Source organism: Flavonifractor sp. DFI.6.63 (assembly GCF_024462255.1).
Lineage (GTDB): Bacteria > Bacillota > Clostridia > Oscillospirales > Oscillospiraceae > Lawsonibacter_A > Lawsonibacter_A hominis.
Map to the genome: position 1 here is coordinate 38,719 of NZ_JANGBE010000004.1, position 23,613 is coordinate 62,331.

Genomic DNA, 23,613 nt, shown 5'->3' on the forward strand with positions numbered 1-23,613 from the left:
AGGATGGGATGTACCCGGCGCCGATCCAGCCAAATATCAGGAGAACTATCCCAAGATGGGAGGGATGGATCTTGGGTAAACCGATTTTCAAGGTGGAGATCAGCAACGGCAGCCCCAAGGGGTATGAAACGGCCACGGTGATGGAGATGCCGGCAACCTGGGCGGAATTCAATGACGCGCTCCAGAAAGCAAGGATCAAGGACGGCAGATCCTGTAAAAACGAACTGACCTGTATTCGCTGTGAGGCCCTGCGCCGCGGCACGGTTGGAGATAACATCAACCTGTATGACCTGAATCTCTTTGCCCAGCGTCTGGCCACGCTGACCGAGGAGCAACGGCCAGGAATGGAAGCCCTCCTGAAGATGGAACAGGAACAGCACAGCGGGCCCATCCCTCTGGAGCGGCTCATCAACCTGACCTATAATACCGATGTCTGCTGTTTTGCGCCCCGAGTTACCAATCACGAAGAACTTGGGACGTTTTTGTACGGAAATGAGATGCTCTCAGATGAGGCCATGGCTCTGCTGGGTACCACGGATGAGGGCAGCGGCTTTCGGGAAAGGCTGCTGGAGCTGCTGGGGGAACAGCATCAAGAGGACCATGGCGGCGTGTTCACCGACCGCGGCTATGCGGAGCTGGGTGGAGAAATCAAGCCTATCTATGTGTACCAGCCCGGCGAAGTTGCCTACTTCCACCGCTCCGGCGCTCCGGTTGTGCTGGAGGTCCGCAAAGGCTTTTTCAATGATCCCCAGTATGATAATGATAACACTGCAACGCTGGATCTCCCTGTAATCCATGGTGGTATCCAGCAGACATTGGAGGCGGTAGACGCCGTTTCTACAAAGGAATGCGCCTTCCACTGTGTGGACTGCCTGATCCCCTCCCTGCGGGATGCCATCAATGACGCGCTGGAGGACGACGGCTTGGAGCAGGTCAACGATTTCGCCCGCCGGCTGGCAGAGCAGGAGCGAACCTGGGGCGAGGCGGAGTTTGTCCGCTATAAGGCGCTCCTGGCTGCTGTGGGCCAGCCCGATTTGGCCTGCGCCGTCCAGCTGATGGAGGAAGCCGGCCAGTACGAACTTCGTCCCGAGGTGGCACAGACCTGGGGCTACGCAGAGATGGTGCTTCGGGAGAAGTATCCGGATTTGCCGGAGGAACTGTTCCAAACCCCGCAGGCGGCCCGGATCGGTCAGCAGATGCTGGATGACCGGCTGGGGGCCATTACGGAATATGGCCTGATCCGCAGAAAGGACGGGCAGTCCCTGTCCATATTTCAACCGGAACAGGCGGCAGAACAAGGATTGGAGATGATGTGAGCCATGGCAGATCAAACCGCCGCCCTCTTTGACAAGCTGGACGGCTTCTATCTCACCAAATCGGAACATGATTGGCTGGAACGGCGCTTTGCCAATATGACAGAGAAAGAAAAGATTCTGTTTCAAGGGGCCATGGAGCTGGAAAAGCCCCAGGAGATGGGCCATGTGACGCGGATCGCGTCCCAGCTGGACTGCTATGACCTCCTCTATGGCGCGGGAGATGAGGCCGCGCTTGGAAAATTTGTCATGGAGAATGTGGAGCCTCTCTCGGAGGCCGCCCGGCCATTCCTGAACGCGGAGCATTTGGGAGCCGCCTACCACCAGTCACAGAACGGAACCTTTTGCAACGGCCACTATGTGCGAAGCATCAAGCTGGCAGATCCTTTTGCAGAGGAAGACCCCACCCTTCGGCCTGTCACCGGCGATTATGCCATCCGAATCAGGCTGGCCAGCCGGAGCAATATGGAGGGGGTCTGGGTGGGCTTCCCGGATTCCGGCGAGTACATCGACTCAAACCATCCAGATGAACTCCTGCTGGGGCTGGACGCACTGCAGGCGGAGAGCCTCAGTGAGTGCATCGTGCTGGAGGTGGACTGCTGTCTGCCCCAGCTGACGGATGTCCTCTCTCAGTACGACTCCGCCGGCGAACTGGTCCGCCACGCCATCGACTTCGGCTATGTCTGGGCTGAGCAGGGCCAGGGGGAACCCCACTGGCTGGACAAGTGGCTGACAGTGCTGGAGCTGGAGGACTGCCGCCGGCTGGATCTGGCCCTGGATCTCTCCCAGAACCTCCAGCACTACGCATTCTTTCCACGGGGCATGGATATGACCGCATACGGGCGGGAACTGGCAATCCGAAACGGTCTGATTCCGCCCAGCAGTCTGCTCACAGACGCCTTTGACGGGGCCGCCTATGCGGAGGCCCAAATGAGACAGTACGGTCTCTCCGCCACGGATCACGGCTATGCGGCGTGGAATGGCGGAGAGCGCCAGTACGAATACAGCCAGCCTGAGCACCGCGGCCTTCTTCTGTCAATGTAGCCGCCTCGATTTTATTAGGTATTGGTATAGCTATTCTCCACGGAGTGTGATAGTGTTTGCCAAAAGGGGGCGAAACCAGTGAATGAGCAGGAAGCTCTGCGGTTGGAGATGCTTGACCAGCGCATCGAGCTGATCTTTGAGGAGATGGAGCGAAACCATCCTGAATTCAGCCAAGAGGAGGCAGAACTCTCCCGCATCCGGGATGAGATCGAACAAGATCCACTTTTGGGGCATGTGGGAAAAAAGAAAATGCAGGAGTACATCTGTTTCCTCTCCCGCATGGAGCAAAGGCACAATATCCACCTTTATTGCCAGGGCGCCAAAGACTGTGTCCGGATGCTGAGAGAACTGGGGGTGATTCTATAAGCTAAACAAGCATATCCAATCAAGATACAGGGGCCGTTTTTCCGAGAGGGATAAACGGCCCCCTCTTTTTTTACGCCCTTTTTCGGAAAAGCACCCCGGAAAGGAGGCGTCTATGCAGGAAGAACGGCTGGCGGAATTTTTGAAACGGTATCACTCCGGCGAATCAAATGCCGCCACCAGCCGGGAGTTGGAGTGCGTTTTCTCCATCAAGGGGATCGAAGTGCGGCAGATGGTCAACCGCCTGCGCCGCAAGGGAGTCCCCATCGCCAGCAGCGGCAGCGGGTACTTCTACGCCACTACGGAACAGGAGGTGCGGGCAACCATCGCCCATCTGACACGGCGGATCAGCGGGATCGCCGCCGCCATCAGCGGACTGAACCGATCCCTGGAACAGTTCAATACCGCACAGACCCGGTTGCCGCTGGAAGGCGGTGATGCGGTTGAATAGCTTCATGAGCTGGATCGGCGGCAAAAAAGCACTGCGTGAACTCATCGTCACCCTGTTCCCAGTCTACTATGAGCGGTATATCGAGGTCTTCGGCGGAGGCGGCTGGGTCCTCTTCTATAAGCCGCCCGGCAATGATTTCGAGGTCTACAACGATTTCAACAGTCTTCTGGTCAACCTGTACCGCTGTGTCCGGGAAAAACCGGAGGAACTGATGGCAGAACTCCGCTATGTCCTCAACGCCCGCGAGGACTTTGACCGGATTCGTTCCGCATTGGCCAGAGACAGTCCCGCCGGCGATGTGCGGAAAGCCGCCTGGTTCTATCAGCTCATCCGGTACAGCTACGCCTCCGGCCTGACCAGCTTCGGCAGCCAGCCCCATGATATGTGGAGCAACTTTCCGCTCATCGAGCAGGCCCACCGCAGGCTGGCCAAGGTGGTTATTGAGAATAAGGACTTTGAAAAACTGCTCCGTCAATATGACCGGCCGGTGAGTTTCTTCTATCTCGACCCGCCCTACCATGCCACCGAGGGCTACTACTCCAACATCGGGGAAGACGGCTTCACCGAGGCGGACCACATCCGCCTGCGGGACGCCCTGATGCGGATCGAGGGCAAGTTCCTGCTTTCCTATAACGACGATACCTTTGTCCGTGGGCTGTATGACCAGCCAGGCATTTATCTCATGGAAACCACCCGCATCAACAACATCAAGCAGCGGTACGACAACGGGGCGCAGTTCCCGGAATTACTCATCGCCAACTATGACCTGCGGGAGCGGAGCCGAATGGTCCCCTCTCAAATGACGCTGTTTGACTGGAATGGGGGTGAAACAATTGGATGAACAGATCACCGAGCTGGAGAAGCTCCAACAGGCGGCTCAGCTGATTGAGGAGATGAGCCAGGGACGCCTGCAGATCCGACCCAGCGTGGCGGGGCTGGTCTATATCCGCCCGCAAGACGTCTCCAATCTTGGGATGGATATGCGGATCGACAGCATCCCTGGCCAGCCCCGCTATCGCATCACCTTCGCCGCACAGCTTCGCCGGATGGGAACCGATATGGACGCGGACGGACTCCGGGTCCTGCTGTCCGAGGTGGGCCAGCTCTACGCGCTGCTGGCTGCCCTTGAAGCAAGGAGCTATACCCCAACGATGGAAGACCTGACGGCCTTCCGGGACGGGCTGACTGCCCAGCAGGAAAGGCTGGATATTCCGGCATTCAGTCAGACGATTTGAAAGAGGTGCGAGAAAATGATCATTAAACAGGGGTTGGAAGCAGAATATCGGCAATTCCTGGAAGTCAACAGCAGAGATGGATACAGTTTTGCCGCTGTGCAGTTCATGGGCCGCTGGGCTGATTTAATGGAGACGGAGATGGCGTCTGGCGCCGCCCTGCCGGATATCGCGGAGCGCACCAGCCACCAAGCCGATACAGACCTCATTACAGGCTTCCAGTATGGCTGTGCCGTCAGTGCCCTTGCCCAATTTTGGGTGCATGGAGATGAGCTGCGGCAGTGGCACAACCAAAGATATTCCTACGAAGGGCCGGGGGAGGTTAACCCCGCCATGCCTACAATTTTGATGGAGTGATGAGAAAAATGAAGTTCAACAAACAGATGAGCAACAACACCCTTTCAATCCCCAGCGGGGTATTCAAGATCAGCGGCTTTGAGGCCGATGAAAAGGCCGAGATCCACGCTCTGGACAGCGCGGTGGTCATTCTGAAAAAGCGGATGACCGCCACGGAGCTGATCCAGGCAATGGACGCCCTGCACCAGCTGGCAACAGAACTCACCGTCCATCTGGCCATGGTCTGCGGCACTTGCGACGACTGCGAGGATGGCTGTCCCTTCGACGATCTGGAGGATGGAATGCTGGAGCTGCCGGACTACCTGCGGCGGGAGGCGTGCATCCCTGCCGGAGCCAAGCTCTGCGCCTATGCGGATGACGAGGAACAGACCGTCACCATCGGCGTGGCCGAGTATGACCACGACCTGCGGGATGTACCTCCCTATCTGTTGGATATGCTGGCTGAAGCCGGGATCTGCCTGGGGGAGCTGGAGGAGCATCTGATGACGGAGAAGATCCTCTATGGAGAATAATGTGTATCTCTATCCCCACTCATGGGCAGAGGCCCACAGGCTTGGAGAAGCGGCGCTTTGGGACGCAAGCTTCCACGCCAATGTGTCCTGCGCCCGGGACATCGAAGCCGCCATCCGCGTCTACCGCGACAGCTGCGGCGCGTTGAAGCCGGAGGCATCCCAAAAGGTGCTGGAGCGGTGGGGCTTCAAGCGGACCAATTTCGTTCTGGCCAACACCATGGAAGGGCTGGGCTTTTACAGGGAACAGCTCAGCGCGGAAAGCCGGGACTGGCAGTCAAAAATCTACGTTCCCCCTGACCGCGGCCACAACCGCTATTTTGAAGTAGATACCGCCCTATTGTATCTGGACACGTTCATCAGTCAGGTGCGGGAGGCATACGACAAGCTGGAGCTGTTCGGGCCGGAGCACTGCGAACCCAACTCTTATGAAGCTCTGGGCTATGAGGGCCGGGTGCTGGTGCTCAGTCCAGACACCCTCAAGGAGTCCTGCTGGACGCCCCAGAACCAGCTCTGGCTGGCACATGACGGCTTTGGATGCAGGCCGCATGCCATTGGCCGCTCCATCCGCTGCACCTGTCTCGGGGACGAAGAAATGACCCGTTGGAACCGTACAGACTTCACCGGCGTTCTGAAAGAAGACTTCCTCCCCGGCTGGGCCAGAGAAAAGCTGGAGGAGCTTCAAGGGCAGAACGCGGGTATGGGAGGGATGCGCATGACCTAAACGCGGAAAGGAGATATGCCGCCATGCGAAGTATAGAGATGAAAAACCGATGCCTGCTCTACTACGGAAACCCAGTGGGCTACAGGACAGAACAGGGAGTGGTGGCGGACTCCATGTTCCGCCGCGAGGAGCTGGAGGACTGGCTGGCAAAGAAGGGGCTGGCCGTCCAGTGGACGGACGGCGTCTATGACCGCCTGTCCACTGGCGGATACCAGGCGGCAGACGGCGGACCAGCCCTGAAAGCCTGCCGCGTCTGGCAGCTCGGCCCCTTAGCCCCCATCGCCATGCGCTTCATTGGGCTGGACCGTATGCAAGCGGAATACAGCGGACCGGACCTGGCCCGCTACCAGGTGGTGTATGACGGTACCGTCAGCACCAACAGCCTGGACGGGATCTGGGAGGCGTTCTGCCGCAAGCCCCTGGGCAGCGACGGCCAGCCGCTGGCCATCTCAGATCTCATCGAGCTCTACGACGATTCCGGCAGCGAGTTCTACTATGTGGACCGCACATCCATCGTTCCGGTGCAGTTGGAAGCCCCGGAGCAGGAATCGGGTATGACCATGACCCTGTGACCCCAGAGCGGCGAGGCCGCTCATTTTTGATATTCAGAGAGAGGAGGAGTACACCATGGCAAAAGAACAGAAGGCAGTTGAACCGGCTGCCCACAGCACCGGCGATCCCCATGCCGTCTATCCCACCCACTATGACGTCAAGATCCACACGCTCCGGCCGGAGGGAACCTGCAAGGCCACAGCATCCGTGAATATCAACGGCTGCTTTGCCGTCCGGGGCGTCAAAGTCATGGAGAGCAGCAAGGGGCTTTTCGTATCCATGCCCAGCTACAAGGCCGGGAACGGCGAGTACAAAGATATCTGCTTTCCCTGCACGAAGGACGCCCGGATGGAGTTTGACGGTGCGGTACTCAACGCCTATCAGCAGGCGTTGACCCAGGCTATGAGCCAGCCGCGGCAGTCGGCGCCGGACCCCACGGCACAGGCCCAGAAGATGGGCATGTGACCCGCTGACCACACAACAATCAACAATCTAAAAATTTTAGGAGGAATCGCTTTATGAAGAAGATGTTCAACAAGATGTCCAACACCGTGAAGACCATGACCTGCAAGGCCCACTGCGCCATGACCCGCGCCCGTGCCCGCCTGTCCGCCCCCCTCTGCAGCACCCGCGGCGAGGGCTACATCGATACCGCCATCAAGATCCTGATCGCCGTGGTGCTGGGTGCTCTGCTCCTGGCCGGCCTGTACACCCTGTTCGGGGACACCGTCCTGCCCACCGTGACCGAGCGCGTGGAGGAAATGTTCGACTACAACGGCTGATTCCAGGTGCAGGCGCTCCTGTTCCTCGCGGCGCTGGCCGCCGCCTCGGCGGTGGACTGCCGCAAGCGCGTTATCCCAAATTCCCTTTGTCTCCTGACTGCTGCGGCGGGGCTGATCTCTTTCAGCCCCGTCCAGCTTTTGGGTCCCCTGGCATCCCTGCCTCTGCTGATTGCCGCTCTGATCCAGCCGGAATGCATGGGCGGCGGTGACATCAAGCTCACTGCCGCAGCTGGCTTTGTGTTGGGCTTTTGGCAGGGATTCTGGGGGCTGGCCTTGGGCCTGCTGCTGGCGGTGCTGTATTTCTGTATCACCAGGCTCTATCACAAGATATTCCGCCGTCCCCACGCCCTCACAGGCCGGACGCCTCTTCCGTTTGGACCCTTTTTGTCCATCGGCTTTGCCGCACTATACTGTTTTGGAGGTTGACTATTATGAAGAAGTTCCATGTAACGAAAAAGACTGTGCTCACCATCGCCGGCGTGACCCTGCCCCTGACGGCGGCCGCCATTCTTCTGCCCCGGCTGAAGCGGGGCAGAAGAACCAGATCGGTCCGGGCGTAACGCCCGGACTTTCCGACCCAACATGAAATGAAGGAGGAAATGCGAGTATGAGTTTTTTGAAAAACCGCACCGTGGTGGGCGTGATCTGCATTCTGCTCTCCCTGCTGATCTGTTTCGGCCTGACCCCGCTCTTCAATCAGAGTGTAAGCCAGAAGGCTGAGATCGTGCGGGTGGTCCAGCCCGTCCGGGCCGGAGATGAGATCACGGAGAGTATGGTCCAGGCTGTAGAGGTGGGCGGCTACAATCTGCCGGAGGATGTCCTGCGACAGAAAGAGAGCGCCGTGGGCAAATATGCCACTGCAGATCTGGCCGTAGGTGACTATATCATTTCGTCCAAACTCTCGGACGCCCCGGCCGCTGAGAATGCCTACCTGTACAGCCTGGATGGAAGCCAGCAGGCCATCTCTGTGTCCATCAAAAGTTTTGCGGAGGGGCTCTCCGGCAAACTGCAGAGCGGCGACATTGTGTCGGTGATCGCCCCGGACTACAAGCAGCAGGGCCAGACCGTTGTCCCCGCTGAGCTGCAGTATGTGGAGATCATCAGCGTCACCGCCTCCTCCGGTTACGACGCCAACACCGGCGCGCCTGCGGATGAGGAGGACGATAAGGAGCTTCCGGATACCGTCACCCTGCTGGTATCCCCTGAACAGGCCAAGGTACTGGCTGAACTGGAGGCGGAGGGTACCATCCATCTGGCGCTGGTCTACCGGGGCGACCGCAAGAACGCTGAAAAGTTCCTGACTGCTCAGGATGAGATTATTCTGGAGCTGTATCCCCCGGAACCCGATCCCGAGGAGGAGCCGGAGGAGAATCCTGTGGAATCCGAGCCTCCCGCCGATCCCAGCGAAACCGCAGAAACGGAGGCGCCCACGGAATCCGAGGAGGTGGCCTGATGCTGAATTTTAAGAAAGCCGGCATTTTTTCCCGCGGGACAGGCCAGGAGGACGCCTATGAGCAGGAGGAACAGGGCGGCGGGGTGCTGGCGGTGTGGGGCAGTCCCGGCAGCGGCAAGACCACCGTAGCCGTGCGGCTGGCCAAGTATCTGGCAGATAAGCGACGGAATGTGATCCTCCTGCTCTGTGATATGACTGCCCCCATGCTGCCCTGCATCTGCCCGGCGTCGGAACTGGAGTGTGAGCGCTCCCTTGGGAGCGTATTGGCCGCCGCCCATGTGTCGGAGAATCTGGTCAAGAACAATCTGGTCACCCATAAGCGCCTCGGCTACCTCACCATGCTGGGGATGCTCAAGGGCGAGAATGAGTACACCTACCCGCCCTACAACGAGGTGCAGGCGCGGGAACTCATCGACTGCCTGCGGGAGATCGCCACCTATGTGGTCATCGACTGCGGCAGCTACATCGCCAACGACATCCTCTCCGCCGTGGCGCTCATGGAGGCGGATTCTGTTCTGCGGCTGGCCAACGCCGATCTCAAGAGCATCAGCTACCTGTCCAGCCAGCTTCCCCTCCTGCGGGATGCCAAATGGGACGCGGACAAGCAGTACAAAACCGCCAGCAATGTAAAGCCCCAGCAGGCTGGAGAGCACATGGGTCAGGCGCTGGGGGCGGTGGCCTTCACGCTGCCCCATTCGGTGGAGCTGGAGGGGTGCTATCTGGCCGGCAATCTGCTGGCGGACCTCTCCATGAAGGACAGCCGGATGTTCCGCAAGGAGATCGAGAAGATTGCCAGGGAGGTGTTTGGGTGTTAGGTGAGAAACGAAATCAGTCCATGTTTGCCCCCAAAGCATCCGTGGAGGACTCTACCGTAACGCATACCGCCACAGGCCCGGACGGACAGAAAAAGGAGCTCCCCCTCTATTTCGGTCCGGACTGGCCGGTAAGCAGCGGTACGGAGCAGAGCCGTCATGGGGCCGGCACAGGGGGATTCCGGCCCGTGGACGAGCCCCTGCATCATGTCACAGCTGATGATGAGACAGGGGGTGAATCTGATCCCGCAGACCATGTGGATATGGCGGAAGAGCTCCCCAGACGTTCCCTGAACACGGAGCCGGCAGGCGGTCACCGGGCGCACTCCCTCTTCTTCACCCCGGAGAATGAGGGACAGGACTTCAACACCGTCCTGCAGGATGTGCAGGAGTATATCTCCGGCAAGTATTCCGCTCTTATCACCGAGGGCGGCGATGAGGACGCCAAGGCCCAGATCAAGCGGTACATCACCAAATATGTGCAGGACCGGCGCATCGCGGTCAAGGGCTATTCCAGCACCCAGCTGGTGGACGCCCTCTACACGGAGATGGCTGAGTTTGGTCTGCTCACCAAGTACATCTTCGGGACCGGCATCGAGGAGATCAATGTGAACTCCTGGCGGGACATTGAGGTACTGTACGCCAACGGGGAAACGGTCAAGCTGGAGGAGCACTTCGACAGCCCTGAACACGCCGTCAATGTGATCCGCCGCATGCTCCATGTCAGCGGCATGGTGCTGGACAACGCCAGCCCCGCCGTTCTGGGTCACCTCTCGAAAAACATCCGCATCGCTGTCCTCAAAACCCCGCTGGTGGACGAGGATGTGGGCGTTACCGCCTCCATCCGTATCGTCAACCCGCAGAATATGCAGAAGGAGGACTTTGTGAAGGGCGGCACGGCCACTGGCCCCATGCTGGATTTTCTGGCCGCCTGCCTGCGGTACGGTGTTTCCGTCTGCGTGGCCGGGGCCACTGGTTCCGGCAAGACCACGGTGGCGGGGTGGCTCCTGACCACCATCCCGGATAATAAACGCATCTTCACCATTGAGAACGGCTCCCGTGAGCTGGATCTGGTGCGGGAGAAGGACGGAAGGGTGTGCAACAGCGTCATCCACACCCTCACCCGTGAGAGCGAGAACGCCAAGCAGAACATCGACCAAGATATGCTGCTGGACATGGCCCTGCGGTATCACCCCGATATCATCTGCGTGGGCGAGATGCGCTCCGCCGAGGCATACGCGGCGCAGGAGGCGGCCCGCACCGGCCACGGCGTGCTGACCACCATCCACTCCAACTCCTCTCAGGCCACCTGGCGGCGCATGGTCACCCTCTGCAAGCGCAAGCATGAGATGGCCGACGACACCCTCATGGATCTGGTCACCGAGGCATTCCCCATCGTGGTGTTCGCCAAGCAGCTGGAGGACAAATCCCGCAAAATCATGGAGATCATGGAGTGCGAGATCCTGCCCAATGGGGAACGCCGGTACAACACCCTCTATCATTTCAAGATTGAGCAGAACCAATTGGTGGACGGCAAATACCGCGTCAAGGGCCGCCACGAGGCGGTCAACCCCATCTCGGAGAGCCTGCGGAAGCGGTTCATCGACAACGGTATGCCGCGGGAGGTGCTGACCCAGCTTGTGGGCAAAAAGCCCGCTCCCTCTAAAAGCAAGTCAGGCTCCAGTCCGGCAAAGGCAGGACAGGCAAAGTCCGCTCCAAAGACCAGGACCACAGCGTCCAAGCCACCCGCAAAGCCTAAGACCAGTCAGGAAGGAGGCGAATCCGCGTGAATATGATCCAGTTGATTGCCTGTGCCGGACTGATCACGGGCTTTTTCATTCTCCTGCGCGTCTCGCCCATGGATTTCACCGAAGGGGTGTTCCGCAGGATCACCAGCAAGCCCAAAAGCATCCGGGCGGAGGTCAATGAGAGCACCCGGCGCAAAAAGAAATCCTTCCTGCGCCGGGAGATCGAGGATACCCAGAATATCCTGCGGATGACCGGCCGGTCCGCCAAGTTCCCCATGGTGTGCGCCCTGTCCCTGCTTCTCTTTCTGGTGGGAGCCGCCTTCGCCCTGACGCTGGGCAACCTCTTCCTGGTGCCGGTGCTGGCGGTGGGCATGATGCTCGTGCCGTTCTGGTTTATCCGCCTGACTGCGAATCACTACAAAAAGAACATTGCCGCCGAGCTGGAAACCGCCCTCTCCATCATCACCACGGCCTACCTGCGCAGTGAGGACATCCAGACGGCGGTGGAAGAAAACCTCGACTATCTCAACCCGCCCGTCCGGAGCGTGTTCGCGGAGTTCCTCACCCGCGTCAAGCTGGTGGACCCCGATGTGGACGCCGCCCTCCAGGACATGGGGACGAAGATCGACAACGCCGTGTTTCGGGAGTGGGTGGCCGCTCTGCTGACCTGCCGCCATGACAGGGGCCTCAAGACCATCCTGACCCCCATCGTGGCCAAGCTCTCCGACATGCGCATCGTCAACGGTGAGCTGGAGAATCTGGTGTTTGAGCCCCGCAAGGAGTTCATCACCATGCAGGTGCTGGTCATCGGCAATATCCCCCTGCTGTATTGGCTCAACCAGGACTGGTACGATGTCCTGATGCACACCCCGCTGGGGCAGGCGCTGTTGGCGGTCATCGCCGCCGTGATGTTCATCAGCACCGCGGCGGTTATCAAGCTGACCCAGCCCATTGAGTATCGGAGGTGATGTCGGTGGTATTTTTAATTTTCCTCTTTGGTATTCTCCTCGCGGCGGGCCTGTTCTTTATTATGGCCGATCTGCTTAAGCTCCCCCGTCTGGCCACACAGAGGGCCATGCTTTCAGTAGGCCGCCAGGAGAAAAAACAGGCCAAGAGTGTGGAAGCCCTGCTCATGGGCTGGGCGGTCAGACTGGCTCCGCACATCCACATGGATGAGTACAAGCGCGGGCGCCTGAGAAACACACTGGCCGCCGCTGGGCTGAACATGACCCCGGAGGAATACACCGCCTTTGCCATGGTCCAGACCAGCGCGGTGCTCTTGGCGGTGATCCCATGCCTGCTGGTCTTCCCGCTGCTGGCACTGGTAGTCGTTCTTCTGGCGGTGGCGGTCTATTTCAAGGAGATTCGCCGGGCGGAGGAAAAGCTCTCTGTCAAGCGGGACGAGATTGAGGCGGAGCTGCCCCGGTTTGTGGCCACCATCACACAGGAGCTGGCTGTCAGCCGGGATGTGCTAAGCATGATCGAGCACTACAAGCAGCACGCCGGCGAAACCTTTTCCGCTGAGCTGGATGTCCTCACCGCGGATATGCGGTCCGGCTCCTACGAGGCGGCGCTGACCCGCTTCGAGGCCCGGTTTAATTCCCCCCTCCTCTCGGACATTGTCCGGGGACTCATCGGTGTGCTGCGGGGTGATAACGGGATCAACTACTTTCAGATGCTGTCCCATGATATGAAACAGCTGGAGCTCCAGCGGCTCAAGGCGAAGGCCATGAAGATCCCGCCCAAGATCCGGGCCTTTTCCCTCACGCTGCTCATGTGCTTCCTGGGGACCTATCTGGCCATCATCATCTATGAGATCATCCACTCCCTGGGTGGGATGTTTTAAGAGAGGAGGCTCCCGATGAATGATAAACAAGAACTGAAGAAGCGGATCGATGCCAGCTATGAGCGCAGGGTCAAGCAGTGGATGGAGTCTGATCCCGCCCAACTGCTGGATGCCGCCGAAACGATTGCCGCCGCACAGCTGATCCATGACAATCTTGACGATGCCATCAGCGAGCAGGACGCGAAGTTCCTGCTCTGCCTGGATGACCCGCTTGGTTATCTTACAGACCGGTGGATCTCGGAAAATGGCGCCGATATCCCTCACGAGGAGGAGCTTCTGCACTGTGTATGGACGCTCCAACAGGAGTTTAACGATGTGCGTGTCCCCGCAACCGTCCGGGATTTCCTGCTTGATCATAAGGGCGGGGGATTTTTCCTGATGACGCCGTGCGGTTTTGTTTCTCTCACGGAAGCTCAGGCGGAAAGCCTGCTTGATGGACACGACATGATTTCTCATCCTGGCGTGTCAGGTATGTCTATGACCGTTCCGGCCGATGAGCTCCTCGCTCAGACGGTTAAATCAGCCAGCCGGCAGAACGGTGTGTGGCATCTCCTCACGGAAACTCCCGAGCAGGCACAAGGTTCTCCGGAAATGGAGGTGACCATGTGCTGAAACGGATTCTGAGATCCCGCCGCGGCGAGGGATACATGGATGTGTGCGTACTGGTTCTCTGCGCCATGCTGATGATTGCGCTGGCGGTACAGGTCCTCCCGGCCTTTATCGCCAAACAGCAGCTCGACACCTTTGCCACTGAACTGGTGCGCGAGGCGGAGATTACCGGCCGGGTCGGTTCGGAAACAGATCGCAGAGAACAGGCCCTGCGGGAACAGACCGGACTGGACCCCGCTGTCCAGTGGAGCGATACCGGCCGCATCCAGCTCAATGAGGAGGTCTCGGTCACGCTCACCTATGAGATTGACCTCGGCCTGTTTGCCGGCTTTGGCAGCTTTCCCATCACCCTGCGGGCGGATGCCACAGGAAAGTCGGAGGTGTACTGGAAATGAACAGACTCCGGCAGATTTTGAAAGACCAGCGTGGCGTGGCCTTCCCCCTGATTATTGCCATCGTTTTGGTGCTGGTGATGCTGATGTGCTGCATCAGCGAGTATTTCCGCCTGCTCATCGTGGCCCAGGGGGTCCGGGACGCGGTGCAGGAGGCAGTGATCTCCACCGTCAACGACAACTATGACGATGTGTACCATAGCGTCCGGGAAGGCTACTCCGGCGCCTATCAGCCATTGGCGGGAGACTTCGAGGAATCGCTGGACTATGGCGATATCTATGGACGCCTGGACGATATCCTCGGACTGACCTACCAGGGCGGCTACCACACCCAGTACACGGAGGACGGCACCACAGAGTTCCGTGTCTGGGGCCTTGATGTGGAGATCCGCAACGCGCCGTTTGCTTCTGGCGACAGCGCCGGTGACCGTTTTGTGGCGGACTGCGAGATCGAGCTGGAGGTCCCGGTATCCTTTGGCGGGGAGCTTCTGCCGCCCATGCGGATGACAGTCAAGGTCAGCGCGGGCTACACACCTCGGTTTTAACACAGTTTTCAAAAAGTTTTCTGTTGCCCCAATAGACTTCTCTCCACTCTTGTGATAGGGTACAGCTTGACAAAGACCAGGATGTATAGGAAGATGTAGGCAATAGATTTTAAGGCCGAACTCTCCTCAGCCGCCTGGAATTACATGCGGACCGCTTCCGCAAGAAGTGTGACCAACAGAAAAAGGAGGAATCCAGACGATGAAGAATAATACGAAGAAATGGCTGACGGTGGCCGGCTGCCTCGTCATCTGCGTGGTGCTGGTTGTTGTGATCGTGAGCAGCTTCAGCAAAGACAAGGTCACCGACGCCCCGCTTCCGCCCAGCAGCTCCCAGCAGGGCAATGTGGTGGTGGACCCGGACAACAGCACTCCGCCTCCCTCGGAATCCGGGGATGTCCAGGAGCCGGAAGACGCTGTGACTGTCAACCCGGAAACACCGGATGCCAATACCAACGCCGGCGAGGGAAACGGCGCTGACTTTACCGGCACAGAGCAGACCATCCAGGGCGATCCGGCCAAGCCGGAATATACAGAGGAGGAACTGAAGGACCCCACCAAGACGCCGGATGGGACTCCGGTAGAGGGCACCCCTGAGCCGCAGGACCACGACAATGTAACCCCGCCCCCTGAGCAGCCCTCCACCAACACCAGCGGTGGCCTGCCTGGTTTTGATAACGTGCCAGACGCTGGTCCGAACCAAGGCGAATATGTTGACGGTGACGGCGACATCAATAAGCAGATTGGTATCATGGACTGATACAGCAGAATTATGACGAGAAAAAGCACAGCTTCGGCTGTGCTTTTTCTTTGTCAGAAAGGAGGAGACATGAAACGAGTTATCAGTACATTCCTTTCTTTGGCCCTGTTACTTGCTCTTCTTTGTATGTCCGCTTATGCTGACACTGGCGGGTCTGGCAACATTGACGGCGGGGGTGGCAGCATGGGTGATGCCACCAGTCACGGGAGCTGGAACCCCGGTAATGACGGTGTCCGGGTTACTGTGGTACGGGCCAGTGACCATGCTGTGGTCACCACACCATTTGACTTCACCAACAAAACACCATCAGAGGGTATCTATCATTTCGGTAAGGTGAGCAAGCTCCAGTACAATAACGGAACGGGGCTTTCTCCTGTCAAAGGTGGGTACACCTTTAAAAATCCCGGACAGATAATGCCAAGAATAATCAGCACTAACGGAACTAACAACATCGAAGCAATAAAAAAGTATTTCTGCTCTGAGTATATTGTGAAGCGGATTGCCGATATAACCGGCATGGATTACGATACGCTCATCAGCGGCGAGTATAAAATCCTGCTGGAACCCATTGCCTATTATAAGTTCGAGGGCGTCATGATCGCCACAACCGCAACGGAGGCGGCGCTTTATGACGAGCAGGTCAGCGGCCAGCTCCGCTATTGGATGGGATCGCTGACAGCCAAAAACCTCCCACTGTCCATGTTCCTCGAAACACCGGATTTAGGCTATCCTGCATGGTCCGGTCCCACCAATAAGAATGTGTCCAACTCGGACATCAAGTCTTCTTTGGGCCTTGGCATCGTCCGCTTTGAGGAGCAGCCGGAGGAGCCGGAAATCAGCACCTATGACTATGAGTACCGGACCAATACCGAGGTCATTACGGCAGTAGAGGTCAGCGGAGGCCAGAGTGATCCGGATAATCCAGTCACTGTACGGTTCCATATTGATGGGACCACCTATACGGTCAGCAATGTCTACTACCCGGACGGGGATTCCCAACTGGCCTGGGTACGCTGGACCACACCGGACGAACCGCAGGATATGACCATCAATGTGGATGTATCCGGCCCAGGCTCAGCACAGGCCACCATCCACTGCAAAATCGTAGATCTGGATGAGAACCCGCCGCCCAACCCGGTGGCGGATGACCGGAACGACTCCTTCACCCCCTCCTCGGTCCCAGACCGGCCGGAGAAAACCTCGGCCCAGTGGACCATCTGGGACCCTTGGTGGCGGGAATACTGGGTGTGGCACAGTACCGGCGAAGACAGCGGATACTGGTGTGACCACGGCTGGTGGGAATTTGATCTGGAACGCTACAGTGCCAGCCTTTCCGCTGCTATGGAAATTACTCCAGACGAGAAGAATCCCACCGCCAGCGACAGCACCATGAAGTCCGGCTATGGGGTCAATCAGGTGGTCACCGCCAGAGTGAACAGTTCCCAGAGGTCGGCCACCACCGCCCTGCAGAATGCAGTCAGTTACTTCCCAGAGTTCAACTATGAATCCTTTTGGCGGCTATTGGATCGCATTTCCATCAGCTCCTCGTCCTCCCGGCTGGAGTTCCAGAAAAACGAGTACAGCACCTATAACCGGCGCACCCATTTCACGCCGATCTGGTACCTGGACGGCTCCTATACGGTCAACACCTGGGTCATCGACTGCTGGACGCCGGCGGGGATGCTGTCGGCCAACCTCACCGATTCGCTGAGCATCCGAGGCAATCTGTGGGACGATTGGCACATCGCCCCGCTTGACCCGTAGGAGGTGGACTCTATGGGATATATCCGATTAGATGAGCGGCCCAGCGAAGTCTACCACTACACGCACCGAAAGAATCTGGACAGCATCCTGCGGGACGGTCGAATCCGGCGCATGGGCGATAGGGAGTGCTGGTTCTGTGCCTCTCTGGAGGATACCCTGACGCTCATGCGGGCCACCGTCATGAGCGAGGGGAAGCCCTATTACAAGGTGGGCGGCAGCATCGGCCACTACCCCAAGTTTGTGCCGGAGGACTATGTGATCCTCCGGCTGACCCCCGGTATCAGACTGGCGAGTGGGTGCGCTGGATGTAGGAGACGCCTCCGGGATCGCCGCCCGAACTGCTGAAGGCCGCCGAGGTATTCAGCAACCTGAAGCTGGGCTTCCGGGGAGATCTGAAGTTCCAACAGAATCCCGAGGTTATTGAAGTGGCCCCGCTGGTTGAGGTTGCTCAGACGCGGTTTTTTGATATTTCTTTCTCGATGTAAGGAGGCTCTTGACAGTGGGTAAAAAAGGGCCCCCGGCAGTATGGACCAAGGGGAAAATCGAAGAAGCCTTCGCGGGATTCGCGGAAAAGAACAGCAGGCTGCCGGTGGCGCGGGAAATGAATCCCCAATTTGGGCTGCCAACACGCAGGACCTTTGAGCGCTACATGGGGATGACCGCCCAGGAGTATGCTGAACTTCGCTACCCCACGCTTCTCTCCGCAAGAGATGAGCGCCATATTCAAACCGTCCTGGTATAGCGGAACGAAGTACGGGAGTGGTCTGTTGAGCGGCTTATAGAGGCGGAAAATGGTTTCTTTCTAAAGCACGGTCGGCTGCCGGAGCCATACGAAGACACAGCTGAAAATGGGCTTCCAATGTATTCGGTGTTTTGCAAACTCGCAAAGGAGGTGCTTGAAGCATTATTAAAAGAAAAGTTCCAAGAACTATCCGCATCTGACGGACAGATTCTTACCCTGTAAGCGATTATCAGAGTAAAAGCAGACAAGAGACAGGCCGTGGGAAATACCTTGCGGCTTGGTTGTGCTGGTCCACCTGTGCCGCGGGAGAATAACTCCCGCGGCTTTTCCTTTTCAAAAGAAAGGTGGATTATTTTATGACAAAGTACAGAAAGGTTCTCTGCGGGTTTGTAATGGTCTTCCTGCTGGCAGTCCTACTCGGCACGACTGCCTTTGCTGCTGAAACGGGAAATGTGGCCGAGGCCATTGAGGGGACATGGACAACGGCATCTGAGCAGATCAAAACCGTAGTGAATAATGTCATTTTTCCGGTGATCGATCTTATTTTAGCCGTATTTTTCTTTGCAAAATTGGGGATGGCGTATTTTGACTACAGAAAGCACGGCCAATTTGAGTGGACCGCGCCGGCCATTCTGTTTGCCTGCCTCATTTTCACCCTGACGGCTCCCACCTATGTCTGGAGCATCCTGGGAATGTAAAGAATTATTCTGAGAACACAGGAGGAAGGGACCAATGGAATATCCAATTTCAAATCCATCCGGAAATAAAATGCTCTCATTGGTTAACGAGTTGTACCAGCGGTCTGCCGGGATGTGCAGAGCAGGCGCAGGTCCATACGGCATCGGGGTAAGCGTGGTAGAAGATACTCCCATTGATGTGTTTTTCACCTTTGATCCAGATCCGGTTCTGGATTGTAAAATACTGCCGGTGGAAATCCCTGAGTACACTGTCGGCGTGATTGGCTCCTGGAGCGGAGAGCGCAAATATCTTTCGCGGGAGGGGGTGGAGCAGCTTCTCTCTGCCTCGGACCCGAAGACCAGAATATTGGCGGAAACGCTCCGGTACTTTGAAGGAAAGACCTGGATCGTGAGCTGCGCAGATTGTCAGGAAGCGTTCGGGATTCTGGCGGATGCGGAAATGCGCGAGGCATTTGGGCTGGATGAGCAGGAGCAGATTGGACCGAAACTGGAAATGTAGGACAAGAATGATGAGGCGTAAGCCGGAAATGGAAGGCGGTTTCTATGGGCTGTTGGGGAATCACCGCACTGGAATCCGACGATGGACTGGATGCAGTTGGGTGTATCTGGCACAATTTATCGAAAGACGGACAGCTGGACCTGGGGGAAATGCTTGAACCATTAAAGAAAGACCAATGGAATGCCCCCTGTGATGTAAAGCTGGGGTGTTCACATACCAGCCCTATGGCACTGGCTGAGATCATTGTAAGGTATCTTGACGGCAATCCCGGCAGTTTGGACTATGATGATGAGTGGGCGGCCACGGATAACAAATTTCGGTCTATTACATCGTTTACAGCATCAAGATCTTCTCTCCAGGAACTTCGGGATTACCTTGCGGACACCTTGAAATATGCCAGGATCAGGGCGGAGCAACAGATCAAAGCCGGCGAACTGCCCGGCGGCTGGTTTGATCCGAAAGATTGGGATAGGTGGCAGAAACACATGGAGGGCCTTATTCACCGACTGGACGGTGTTCTGGCCTTGGAAAGCAGTACGCTGGAGCTGGCCCGCCCACCGGCTCCGGCTGCCCCGGAATTAACCGTGTAGGGAGGGAAAGAAACATGAATCCATTTGGGCAGGAGCTGAGGAAAATCCTCACGCAGTGCAAAACCAGCGGCCCAGTATCCTTTGCGGGCAGGTCGGCCTACATCCAGCTTGACCCGGATCTGCGGGCCAGGCTGGAGTTCGTTTCTCTGAACATTGCCAGCCAGTACAATGCCCTCAAGCTGACGGTTCTGAACCGGACCGAGGGCGCGGTGGATGTGAATATCCTCCGCTTTGGCGATCTGCTGGGAAAGAAAAAGGTGAGCAACCCCAACTTCCCGAATGGCGTTTTACCGCACCTCTGGGATGACTACGGGAAGGTGGGCTGGTATGTGTACCAGCCTACTCAGGCAGATTACAGGGTGCTGGCGGGCGCGGTAGATGAGTATCTGCAAGTGTTCCAGCGTCAGGATGAGGCGCAGGAGCACAGCCCGCAAATGTATTAAGAAGACAGGAAGTGAATCCAAGCAGGGGCCGTGCCAAGTCACGGCCCCTGTGCCTTTGAGCAGGAGTATACGTCCAATACTGGCACGGTCCCCCTTACGCAAAGGGGTGAAACCACCAGATGTTTATATTGGACTTTTTCCTCGGCGGGCTGATGGACCAGTTCATCGACTGGGTCTACAGCCAGCTCGTGGGCTTCTTTGGCAACTTTTTTGCCGAGATGGGGAACATGGGCGTTGAGCTCTTCGAGATGAGCTGGGTACAGTCCATCGTCCTCTTTTTTTCTTATCTGGCCTGGGCGCTGTATGTTGTCGGGCTGGTGGTGGCCGTGTTCGAGGTCGGGATCGAATACCAGACCGGACGGGCCAATGTCAAAGACGCCGCGCTCAACGCCATCAAGGGTTTTATGGCGGTGAGTTGCTTTACCCTGGTGCCGGTAGAGCTTTACAAGCTCTCCGTCACCCTACAGGCCAGCCTGACCTCCGGGATCACCGGGTATGGGGAGAGCTTTGACGTCCTCTCCATAGATATCATCACTTCCCTGCAAGAAGTGGATATCGGAACGGCAGCGGCCTCCGGTGTGTTTGGCGGGATCGGCAGCATCACCAGTCCCATCATGGTCATTTTCATTATCATCATGATGGGATACGCCATCATCAAGTGCTTTTTCTCCAATCTTAAGCGCGGCGGCATCCTGCTCATCCAGATCGCTGTGGGCTCCCTGTATATGTTCTCGGTGCCCCGCGGCTACATGGACGGCTTTGTGCAGTGGTGCAAGCAGATCATCGGCCTGTGCCTGACCACCTTCCTGCAGGCCACCATCCTCACAGCGGGACTGTTGGTGCTGAAAGACCACGCGCTGCTGGGCCTTGGGCTGATGCTGTCGGCCGGTGAGGTGCCGCGGATCTGCGGCGCCTTCGGGCTGGATACCTCCACCCGCGCCAACATCATGTCCGCCGTCTACGCGGCACAGTCGGCAATCAACACCACCCGCACCGTGGTACAGGCAGTGGGGGTGGCGAAATGAGCAGAGAAAAACTGATTTATATCGCTTCTCCCTTTGCCGGAGAGATTGAGGCGAACATTGCGTTTGCGAAAAAAGCCTGCCGCTATGCGATCCGCCAGGGTCATACTCCCATCGCCGTCCACCTGCTCTACCCGCAGATGCTGGATGACAGCGATCCCGCGGAACGGGAAACTGGGCTTCGGCTGGGGCATCGAGTGCTGGAAGTCTGCGACGAACTGTGGTGCTGCGGCGACCGGATCAGTTCCGGCATGGCCCGTGAGATTGAGGAGGCCCAACGGCTCGGCATCCCCATCCGACAGATTGGGGAGCTGGAAATCAAGCAGGAGGCTCTGCCCGCTGAGATGGAGCAAAGCGAAGCTCCAGGGCAGAGCATGGGTATGGCATAATGCCCACGCTGGGCAGCCTGTTCGATGGAATCGGAGGGTTCCCCCTCGCGGCGGTCCGCAACGGCATCGAGCCGGTGTGGGCCAGCGAGATCGAAGCCTTCCCCATCGAAGTGACAAGAAAGAGGTTCCCCTCCATGCTCCATGTCGGGGACATCACGAAGTTAAACGGCGCCGAACTCCCCCCGGTGGACATTATCACAGGGGGCTCACCCTGTCAGGATCTCAGCGTGGCGGGGGCCAGAGCAGGTCTTGCCGGGGAGCGTTCCGGCCTGTTTATGGAGCAGATCCGTGTTGTAAAAGAAATGAGGGATGCAGATGAGCGGCGCGGCAGAACAGCTCACGCTATTCGACCTCGATATATGTGCTGGGAAAATGTCCCAGGAGCGTTCAGCTCGGCCGAAGGCGAAGACTTCCGCATCGTCCTCGAGGAGATCGTCCGAATTAAAGACAGCTCCTGTTCAGTGCCTCGACCTGACTCCGGGCGCTGGGAATCTGCTGGGGCAATCATTCTGGGAGATCAATTCAGCCTGGCTTGGAGAGTCTTGGATGCTCAATTCTGGGGTGTCGCCCAGCGAAGAAAGAGAATCTTCCTTGTCGCGGATTTTGCAGGACGAAGTGCCATCCAAATACTATTTGAGCAGGACCGCCTGCTTAGGGATTCTACGCCGGGCAGAAGCCAGAGGCAAAGAACTTCCGCCCCAGCTCAGGGAGGCGCTGATCCTCCAGGCGGGACAGCCTCCATTGGATTCGACGGATACAACGGAGACCTGGTGGGAGAAAAGGCGGCCACCCTCGGCGTAAACTGCGGGATGTCCACCGGACGGAACGGTGTGATCACCGCCTTTGCCGCCAATCAGCGGGATGAGGTGCGGGATCTGCGCGATGTCGCCGCAGCGCTGACCGCCCAGCCTGGGATGAAACAGCAGACCTTTGTGGCCGGGATCACGGCCAAAGGCAACGGTGACTGCTTTCTCTCTGAGGAGCGGCACACCTCGCTGAGCGAAGGCGGTGGTATGCCTGGACAGGGGTATCCCGCCATTTTTACGGCCGGTTTTTCTGCTGGAGCCGGAGCTTCCGCAGGAAGTATTGGCTATAGCGAGGAAATTGCGCCCACATTAAAAGGGACCGCCAGCGGAAACTGTATGCCATCCATTCTATGCCTTAATGACCAGGGGGGAGAGCGGATGGATTTGACAGAAAATAAGACGGCTACCCTGCGGGCGCAGATGGGAAGCCATCAGCCTGTCATTTGTCTTAACGACCAGGGCGGAAATATGATGGCCTGTAGTGAAGATGTTGCTGGGACACTCCGGGCGCAGGAACATGGCCACCAGCCACTGGTGCTCGCCACCCAGCAGGGCGGCGCGGAGCTCGGCGTGGGCGTCTGCCCAACCATAACCGCGGCGGCAGGGCTGAGCGGCAATAATCAGCCGGTATTGTTCGAAAACCATGGCATCGACGCCCGCTACACCGGCCCCCATGCCGTAGCGCCCACCATGTCCGCCCGATACGGAACCGGCGGCAACAATGTTCCGTTGATCGCGCAGGAAAGTGCTCCAACCCAAGAACCTGCTCACGCTATGTTCAGCAGACAGCGGGTGGATGTGTTCCGAAAGGATGCAGTAGCCAGCACCCAGAGCGCCCGCCAGCATAAGGACGCGACAGACCTGGTAATGGATGTGGCTGAGTTAGACTGCAGGAATGGCCGGGAGAACGGCGATTTGCACGGTGCGCTTCAACAGGGCGCCACCGGAAGTTCCCTCAACTCTATTCACCCAGTCCGAACCGGACAATTCATCCGCCGGCTGACCCCGCTGGAATGCGAGAGGCTCCAGGGGTTCCCGGATCACTGGACCGACCTGCCAGGCGCCTCCGACTCCGCCCGGTACAAGGCGCTGGGCAACTCTGTGGCGATCCCCTGCGTGGACTTTGTCCTGCGGGGGATCGCATTGGCGTTTACTGACTCAACAGAATAAG

Annotated in this window: 33 protein-coding genes; all 33 read left to right on the forward strand. The window is 58.0% G+C overall.

Annotation, left to right across the window (positions count from 1 at the left end; all coding sequences use genetic code 11):
* Positions 1-71 precede the first annotated feature (71 nt).
* Entirely contained in the window at positions 72-1,316 is a 1,245-nt protein-coding gene (locus tag NE547_RS02950; protein ID WP_256174698.1) for a hypothetical protein, read from the forward strand.
* Between the two features lie 3 nt (positions 1,317-1,319).
* Positions 1,320-2,357: a hypothetical protein gene (locus NE547_RS02955; RefSeq protein ID WP_256174699.1), complete on the forward strand. Its 1,038-nt coding sequence runs from the start codon at positions 1,320-1,322 to the stop codon at positions 2,355-2,357.
* Positions 2,358-2,435: 78 nt separating this feature from the next.
* Positions 2,436-2,723: a hypothetical protein gene (locus NE547_RS02960; RefSeq protein WP_256174700.1), complete on the forward strand. Its 288-nt coding sequence runs from the start codon at positions 2,436-2,438 to the stop codon at positions 2,721-2,723.
* Between the two features lie 112 nt (positions 2,724-2,835).
* Positions 2,836-3,171 carry a hypothetical protein gene (locus tag NE547_RS02965; RefSeq protein ID WP_256174701.1) on the forward strand — a complete coding sequence of 112 codons (336 nt, stop codon included), beginning with the start codon at positions 2,836-2,838 and terminating at the stop codon, positions 3,169-3,171.
* Positions 3,172-3,175: 4 nt separating this feature from the next.
* The gene (locus tag NE547_RS02970) at positions 3,176-4,012 is read left to right on the forward strand and encodes a DNA adenine methylase (RefSeq protein ID WP_033120393.1); all 837 of its coding nucleotides are present in this window, start codon (positions 3,176-3,178) and stop codon (positions 4,010-4,012) included.
* Positions 3,996-4,406: a hypothetical protein gene (locus NE547_RS02975; RefSeq protein ID WP_242842923.1), complete on the forward strand. Its 411-nt coding sequence runs from the start codon at positions 3,996-3,998 to the stop codon at positions 4,404-4,406. The genes NE547_RS02970 and NE547_RS02975 overlap by 17 nt, the downstream gene beginning before the upstream one ends.
* 15 nt (positions 4,407-4,421) lie before the next feature.
* Positions 4,422-4,760, forward strand: coding sequence for a hypothetical protein (locus NE547_RS02980; protein ID WP_052084440.1), 339 nt, complete (start codon positions 4,422-4,424; stop codon positions 4,758-4,760).
* An 8-nt stretch (positions 4,761-4,768) separates the two neighbouring features.
* Complete coding sequence (locus NE547_RS02985; protein WP_033120391.1) at positions 4,769-5,272, forward strand: hypothetical protein; 504 nt, start codon at positions 4,769-4,771, stop codon at positions 5,270-5,272.
* Positions 5,262-5,993, forward strand: coding sequence for a DUF3849 domain-containing protein (locus NE547_RS02990; RefSeq protein WP_256174702.1), 732 nt, complete (start codon positions 5,262-5,264; stop codon positions 5,991-5,993). Before NE547_RS02985 ends, NE547_RS02990 begins: the two co-directional genes overlap by 11 nt.
* A gap of 23 nt (positions 5,994-6,016) precedes the next feature.
* On the forward strand, positions 6,017-6,565 hold the full coding sequence (locus NE547_RS02995) for a YodL domain-containing protein (protein ID WP_033120340.1): 549 nt from the start codon (positions 6,017-6,019) through the stop codon (positions 6,563-6,565).
* 55 nt (positions 6,566-6,620) lie between these two features.
* On the forward strand, positions 6,621-7,010 hold the full coding sequence (locus tag NE547_RS03000; protein ID WP_256174703.1) for a SpoVG family protein: 390 nt from the start codon (positions 6,621-6,623) through the stop codon (positions 7,008-7,010).
* Positions 7,011-7,063: 53 nt separating this feature from the next.
* Positions 7,064-7,327, forward strand: a complete 264-nt coding sequence (locus tag NE547_RS03005; protein WP_033120338.1) for a DUF6133 family protein — start codon at positions 7,064-7,066, stop codon at positions 7,325-7,327.
* Between the two features lie 6 nt (positions 7,328-7,333).
* A complete protein-coding gene (locus NE547_RS03010; RefSeq protein WP_033120337.1) occupies positions 7,334-7,753 on the forward strand; it encodes an A24 family peptidase in 420 nt (139 codons plus the stop codon).
* Positions 7,754-7,758: 5 nt separating this feature from the next.
* Positions 7,759-7,887, forward strand: coding sequence for a hypothetical protein (locus tag NE547_RS03015; RefSeq protein WP_255358003.1), 129 nt, complete (start codon positions 7,759-7,761; stop codon positions 7,885-7,887).
* A gap of 47 nt (positions 7,888-7,934) precedes the next feature.
* Positions 7,935-8,780, forward strand: a complete 846-nt coding sequence (cpaB, locus tag NE547_RS03020) for a Flp pilus assembly protein CpaB (protein ID WP_256174704.1) — start codon at positions 7,935-7,937, stop codon at positions 8,778-8,780.
* Entirely contained in the window at positions 8,780-9,595 is an 816-nt protein-coding gene (locus tag NE547_RS03025; RefSeq protein ID WP_256174705.1) for a ParA family protein, read from the forward strand. Before cpaB ends, NE547_RS03025 begins: the two co-directional genes overlap by 1 nt.
* Complete coding sequence (locus NE547_RS03030) at positions 9,589-11,382, forward strand: ATPase, T2SS/T4P/T4SS family (RefSeq protein ID WP_370866811.1); 1,794 nt, start codon at positions 9,589-9,591, stop codon at positions 11,380-11,382. The genes NE547_RS03025 and NE547_RS03030 overlap by 7 nt, the downstream gene beginning before the upstream one ends.
* Entirely contained in the window at positions 11,379-12,308 is a 930-nt protein-coding gene (locus NE547_RS03035; protein ID WP_081958377.1) for a type II secretion system F family protein, read from the forward strand. Before NE547_RS03030 ends, NE547_RS03035 begins: the two co-directional genes overlap by 4 nt.
* Positions 12,309-12,313: 5 nt before the next feature.
* Positions 12,314-13,186, forward strand: a complete 873-nt coding sequence (locus tag NE547_RS03040) for a hypothetical protein (protein ID WP_033120389.1) — start codon at positions 12,314-12,316, stop codon at positions 13,184-13,186.
* A 15-nt stretch (positions 13,187-13,201) separates the two neighbouring features.
* Positions 13,202-13,798: a hypothetical protein gene (locus NE547_RS03045; RefSeq protein WP_256174706.1), complete on the forward strand. Its 597-nt coding sequence runs from the start codon at positions 13,202-13,204 to the stop codon at positions 13,796-13,798.
* A complete protein-coding gene (locus NE547_RS03050) occupies positions 13,795-14,190 on the forward strand; it encodes a DUF4320 family protein (protein ID WP_370866814.1) in 396 nt (131 codons plus the stop codon). Before NE547_RS03045 ends, NE547_RS03050 begins: the two co-directional genes overlap by 4 nt.
* Positions 14,187-14,732 (forward strand): TadE/TadG family type IV pilus assembly protein, encoded by a 546-nt coding sequence (locus NE547_RS03055; RefSeq protein ID WP_033120332.1) that lies wholly within the window; start codon positions 14,187-14,189, stop codon positions 14,730-14,732. Before NE547_RS03050 ends, NE547_RS03055 begins: the two co-directional genes overlap by 4 nt.
* A 199-nt stretch (positions 14,733-14,931) precedes the next feature.
* Positions 14,932-15,489: a DUF6550 family protein gene (locus NE547_RS03060; protein ID WP_033120331.1), complete on the forward strand. Its 558-nt coding sequence runs from the start codon at positions 14,932-14,934 to the stop codon at positions 15,487-15,489.
* Positions 15,490-15,558: 69 nt separating this feature from the next.
* Positions 15,559-17,253 carry a hypothetical protein gene (locus NE547_RS03065; protein WP_256174707.1) on the forward strand — a complete coding sequence of 565 codons (1,695 nt, stop codon included), beginning with the start codon at positions 15,559-15,561 and terminating at the stop codon, positions 17,251-17,253.
* 12 nt (positions 17,254-17,265) lie between these two features.
* Complete coding sequence (locus tag NE547_RS03070; protein WP_369699396.1) at positions 17,266-17,598, forward strand: hypothetical protein; 333 nt, start codon at positions 17,266-17,268, stop codon at positions 17,596-17,598.
* 154 nt (positions 17,599-17,752) lie between these two features.
* On the forward strand, positions 17,753-17,995 hold the full coding sequence (locus tag NE547_RS03075) for a hypothetical protein (RefSeq protein WP_256174708.1): 243 nt from the start codon (positions 17,753-17,755) through the stop codon (positions 17,993-17,995).
* Positions 17,996-18,351: 356 nt separating this feature from the next.
* The gene (locus tag NE547_RS03080) at positions 18,352-18,693 is read left to right on the forward strand and encodes a DUF3852 domain-containing protein (RefSeq protein ID WP_033120328.1); all 342 of its coding nucleotides are present in this window, start codon (positions 18,352-18,354) and stop codon (positions 18,691-18,693) included.
* A 34-nt stretch (positions 18,694-18,727) separates the two neighbouring features.
* On the forward strand, positions 18,728-19,192 hold the full coding sequence (locus NE547_RS03085; RefSeq protein WP_256174709.1) for a hypothetical protein: 465 nt from the start codon (positions 18,728-18,730) through the stop codon (positions 19,190-19,192).
* 44 nt (positions 19,193-19,236) lie between these two features.
* Positions 19,237-19,782: a DUF4259 domain-containing protein gene (locus NE547_RS03090; RefSeq protein ID WP_256174710.1), complete on the forward strand. Its 546-nt coding sequence runs from the start codon at positions 19,237-19,239 to the stop codon at positions 19,780-19,782.
* Between the two features lie 14 nt (positions 19,783-19,796).
* On the forward strand, positions 19,797-20,225 hold the full coding sequence (locus tag NE547_RS03095) for a hypothetical protein (RefSeq protein ID WP_033120326.1): 429 nt from the start codon (positions 19,797-19,799) through the stop codon (positions 20,223-20,225).
* Positions 20,226-20,344: 119 nt separating this feature from the next.
* Entirely contained in the window at positions 20,345-21,250 is a 906-nt protein-coding gene (locus NE547_RS03100; RefSeq protein ID WP_256174711.1) for a conjugal transfer protein TrbL family protein, read from the forward strand.
* A complete protein-coding gene (locus NE547_RS03105) occupies positions 21,247-21,636 on the forward strand; it encodes a DUF4406 domain-containing protein (RefSeq protein ID WP_033120324.1) in 390 nt (129 codons plus the stop codon). Before NE547_RS03100 ends, NE547_RS03105 begins: the two co-directional genes overlap by 4 nt.
* Positions 21,636-23,612: a DNA cytosine methyltransferase gene (locus NE547_RS03110; protein WP_256174712.1), complete on the forward strand. Its 1,977-nt coding sequence runs from the start codon at positions 21,636-21,638 to the stop codon at positions 23,610-23,612. The genes NE547_RS03105 and NE547_RS03110 overlap by 1 nt, the downstream gene beginning before the upstream one ends.
* Position 23,613: the final 1 nt, after the last annotated feature.

Bases quoted from the DNA above. Each gene is read 5' to 3' on its own strand.
- NE547_RS03110 (WP_256174712.1), top strand. From the start codon at position 21,636: ATGCCCACGCTGGGCAGCCTGTTCGATGGAATCGGAGGGTTCCCCCTC.
- NE547_RS02970 (WP_033120393.1), top strand. From the start codon at position 3,176: ATGAGCTGGATCGGCGGCAAAAAAGCACTGCGTGAACTCATCGTCACC.
- cpaB (WP_256174704.1), top strand. From the start codon at position 7,935: ATGAGTTTTTTGAAAAACCGCACCGTGGTGGGCGTGATCTGCATTCTG.
- NE547_RS03070 (WP_369699396.1), top strand. From the start codon at position 17,266: ATGGGATATATCCGATTAGATGAGCGGCCCAGCGAAGTCTACCACTAC.
- NE547_RS03065 (WP_256174707.1), top strand. From the start codon at position 15,559: ATGAAACGAGTTATCAGTACATTCCTTTCTTTGGCCCTGTTACTTGCT.
- NE547_RS03105 (WP_033120324.1), top strand. From the start codon at position 21,247: ATGAGCAGAGAAAAACTGATTTATATCGCTTCTCCCTTTGCCGGAGAG.
- NE547_RS03015 (WP_255358003.1), top strand. From the start codon at position 7,759: ATGAAGAAGTTCCATGTAACGAAAAAGACTGTGCTCACCATCGCCGGC.
- NE547_RS02995 (WP_033120340.1), top strand. From the start codon at position 6,017: ATGCGAAGTATAGAGATGAAAAACCGATGCCTGCTCTACTACGGAAAC.
- NE547_RS03095 (WP_033120326.1), top strand. From the start codon at position 19,797: ATGAATCCATTTGGGCAGGAGCTGAGGAAAATCCTCACGCAGTGCAAA.
- NE547_RS03060 (WP_033120331.1), top strand. From the start codon at position 14,932: ATGAAGAATAATACGAAGAAATGGCTGACGGTGGCCGGCTGCCTCGTC.
- NE547_RS03090 (WP_256174710.1), top strand. From the start codon at position 19,237: ATGGGCTGTTGGGGAATCACCGCACTGGAATCCGACGATGGACTGGAT.
- NE547_RS03005 (WP_033120338.1), top strand. From the start codon at position 7,064: ATGAAGAAGATGTTCAACAAGATGTCCAACACCGTGAAGACCATGACC.
- NE547_RS03045 (WP_256174706.1), top strand. From the start codon at position 13,202: ATGAATGATAAACAAGAACTGAAGAAGCGGATCGATGCCAGCTATGAG.
- NE547_RS02965 (WP_256174701.1), top strand. From the start codon at position 2,836: ATGCAGGAAGAACGGCTGGCGGAATTTTTGAAACGGTATCACTCCGGC.
- NE547_RS03100 (WP_256174711.1), top strand. From the start codon at position 20,345: ATGTTTATATTGGACTTTTTCCTCGGCGGGCTGATGGACCAGTTCATC.
- NE547_RS02990 (WP_256174702.1), top strand. From the start codon at position 5,262: ATGGAGAATAATGTGTATCTCTATCCCCACTCATGGGCAGAGGCCCAC.
- NE547_RS03055 (WP_033120332.1), top strand. From the start codon at position 14,187: ATGAACAGACTCCGGCAGATTTTGAAAGACCAGCGTGGCGTGGCCTTC.
- NE547_RS03025 (WP_256174705.1), top strand. From the start codon at position 8,780: ATGCTGAATTTTAAGAAAGCCGGCATTTTTTCCCGCGGGACAGGCCAG.
- NE547_RS03085 (WP_256174709.1), top strand. From the start codon at position 18,728: ATGGAATATCCAATTTCAAATCCATCCGGAAATAAAATGCTCTCATTG.
- NE547_RS02985 (WP_033120391.1), top strand. From the start codon at position 4,769: ATGAAGTTCAACAAACAGATGAGCAACAACACCCTTTCAATCCCCAGC.
- NE547_RS03080 (WP_033120328.1), top strand. From the start codon at position 18,352: ATGACAAAGTACAGAAAGGTTCTCTGCGGGTTTGTAATGGTCTTCCTG.
- NE547_RS02980 (WP_052084440.1), top strand. From the start codon at position 4,422: ATGATCATTAAACAGGGGTTGGAAGCAGAATATCGGCAATTCCTGGAA.
- NE547_RS02955 (WP_256174699.1), top strand. From the start codon at position 1,320: ATGGCAGATCAAACCGCCGCCCTCTTTGACAAGCTGGACGGCTTCTAT.
- NE547_RS03000 (WP_256174703.1), top strand. From the start codon at position 6,621: ATGGCAAAAGAACAGAAGGCAGTTGAACCGGCTGCCCACAGCACCGGC.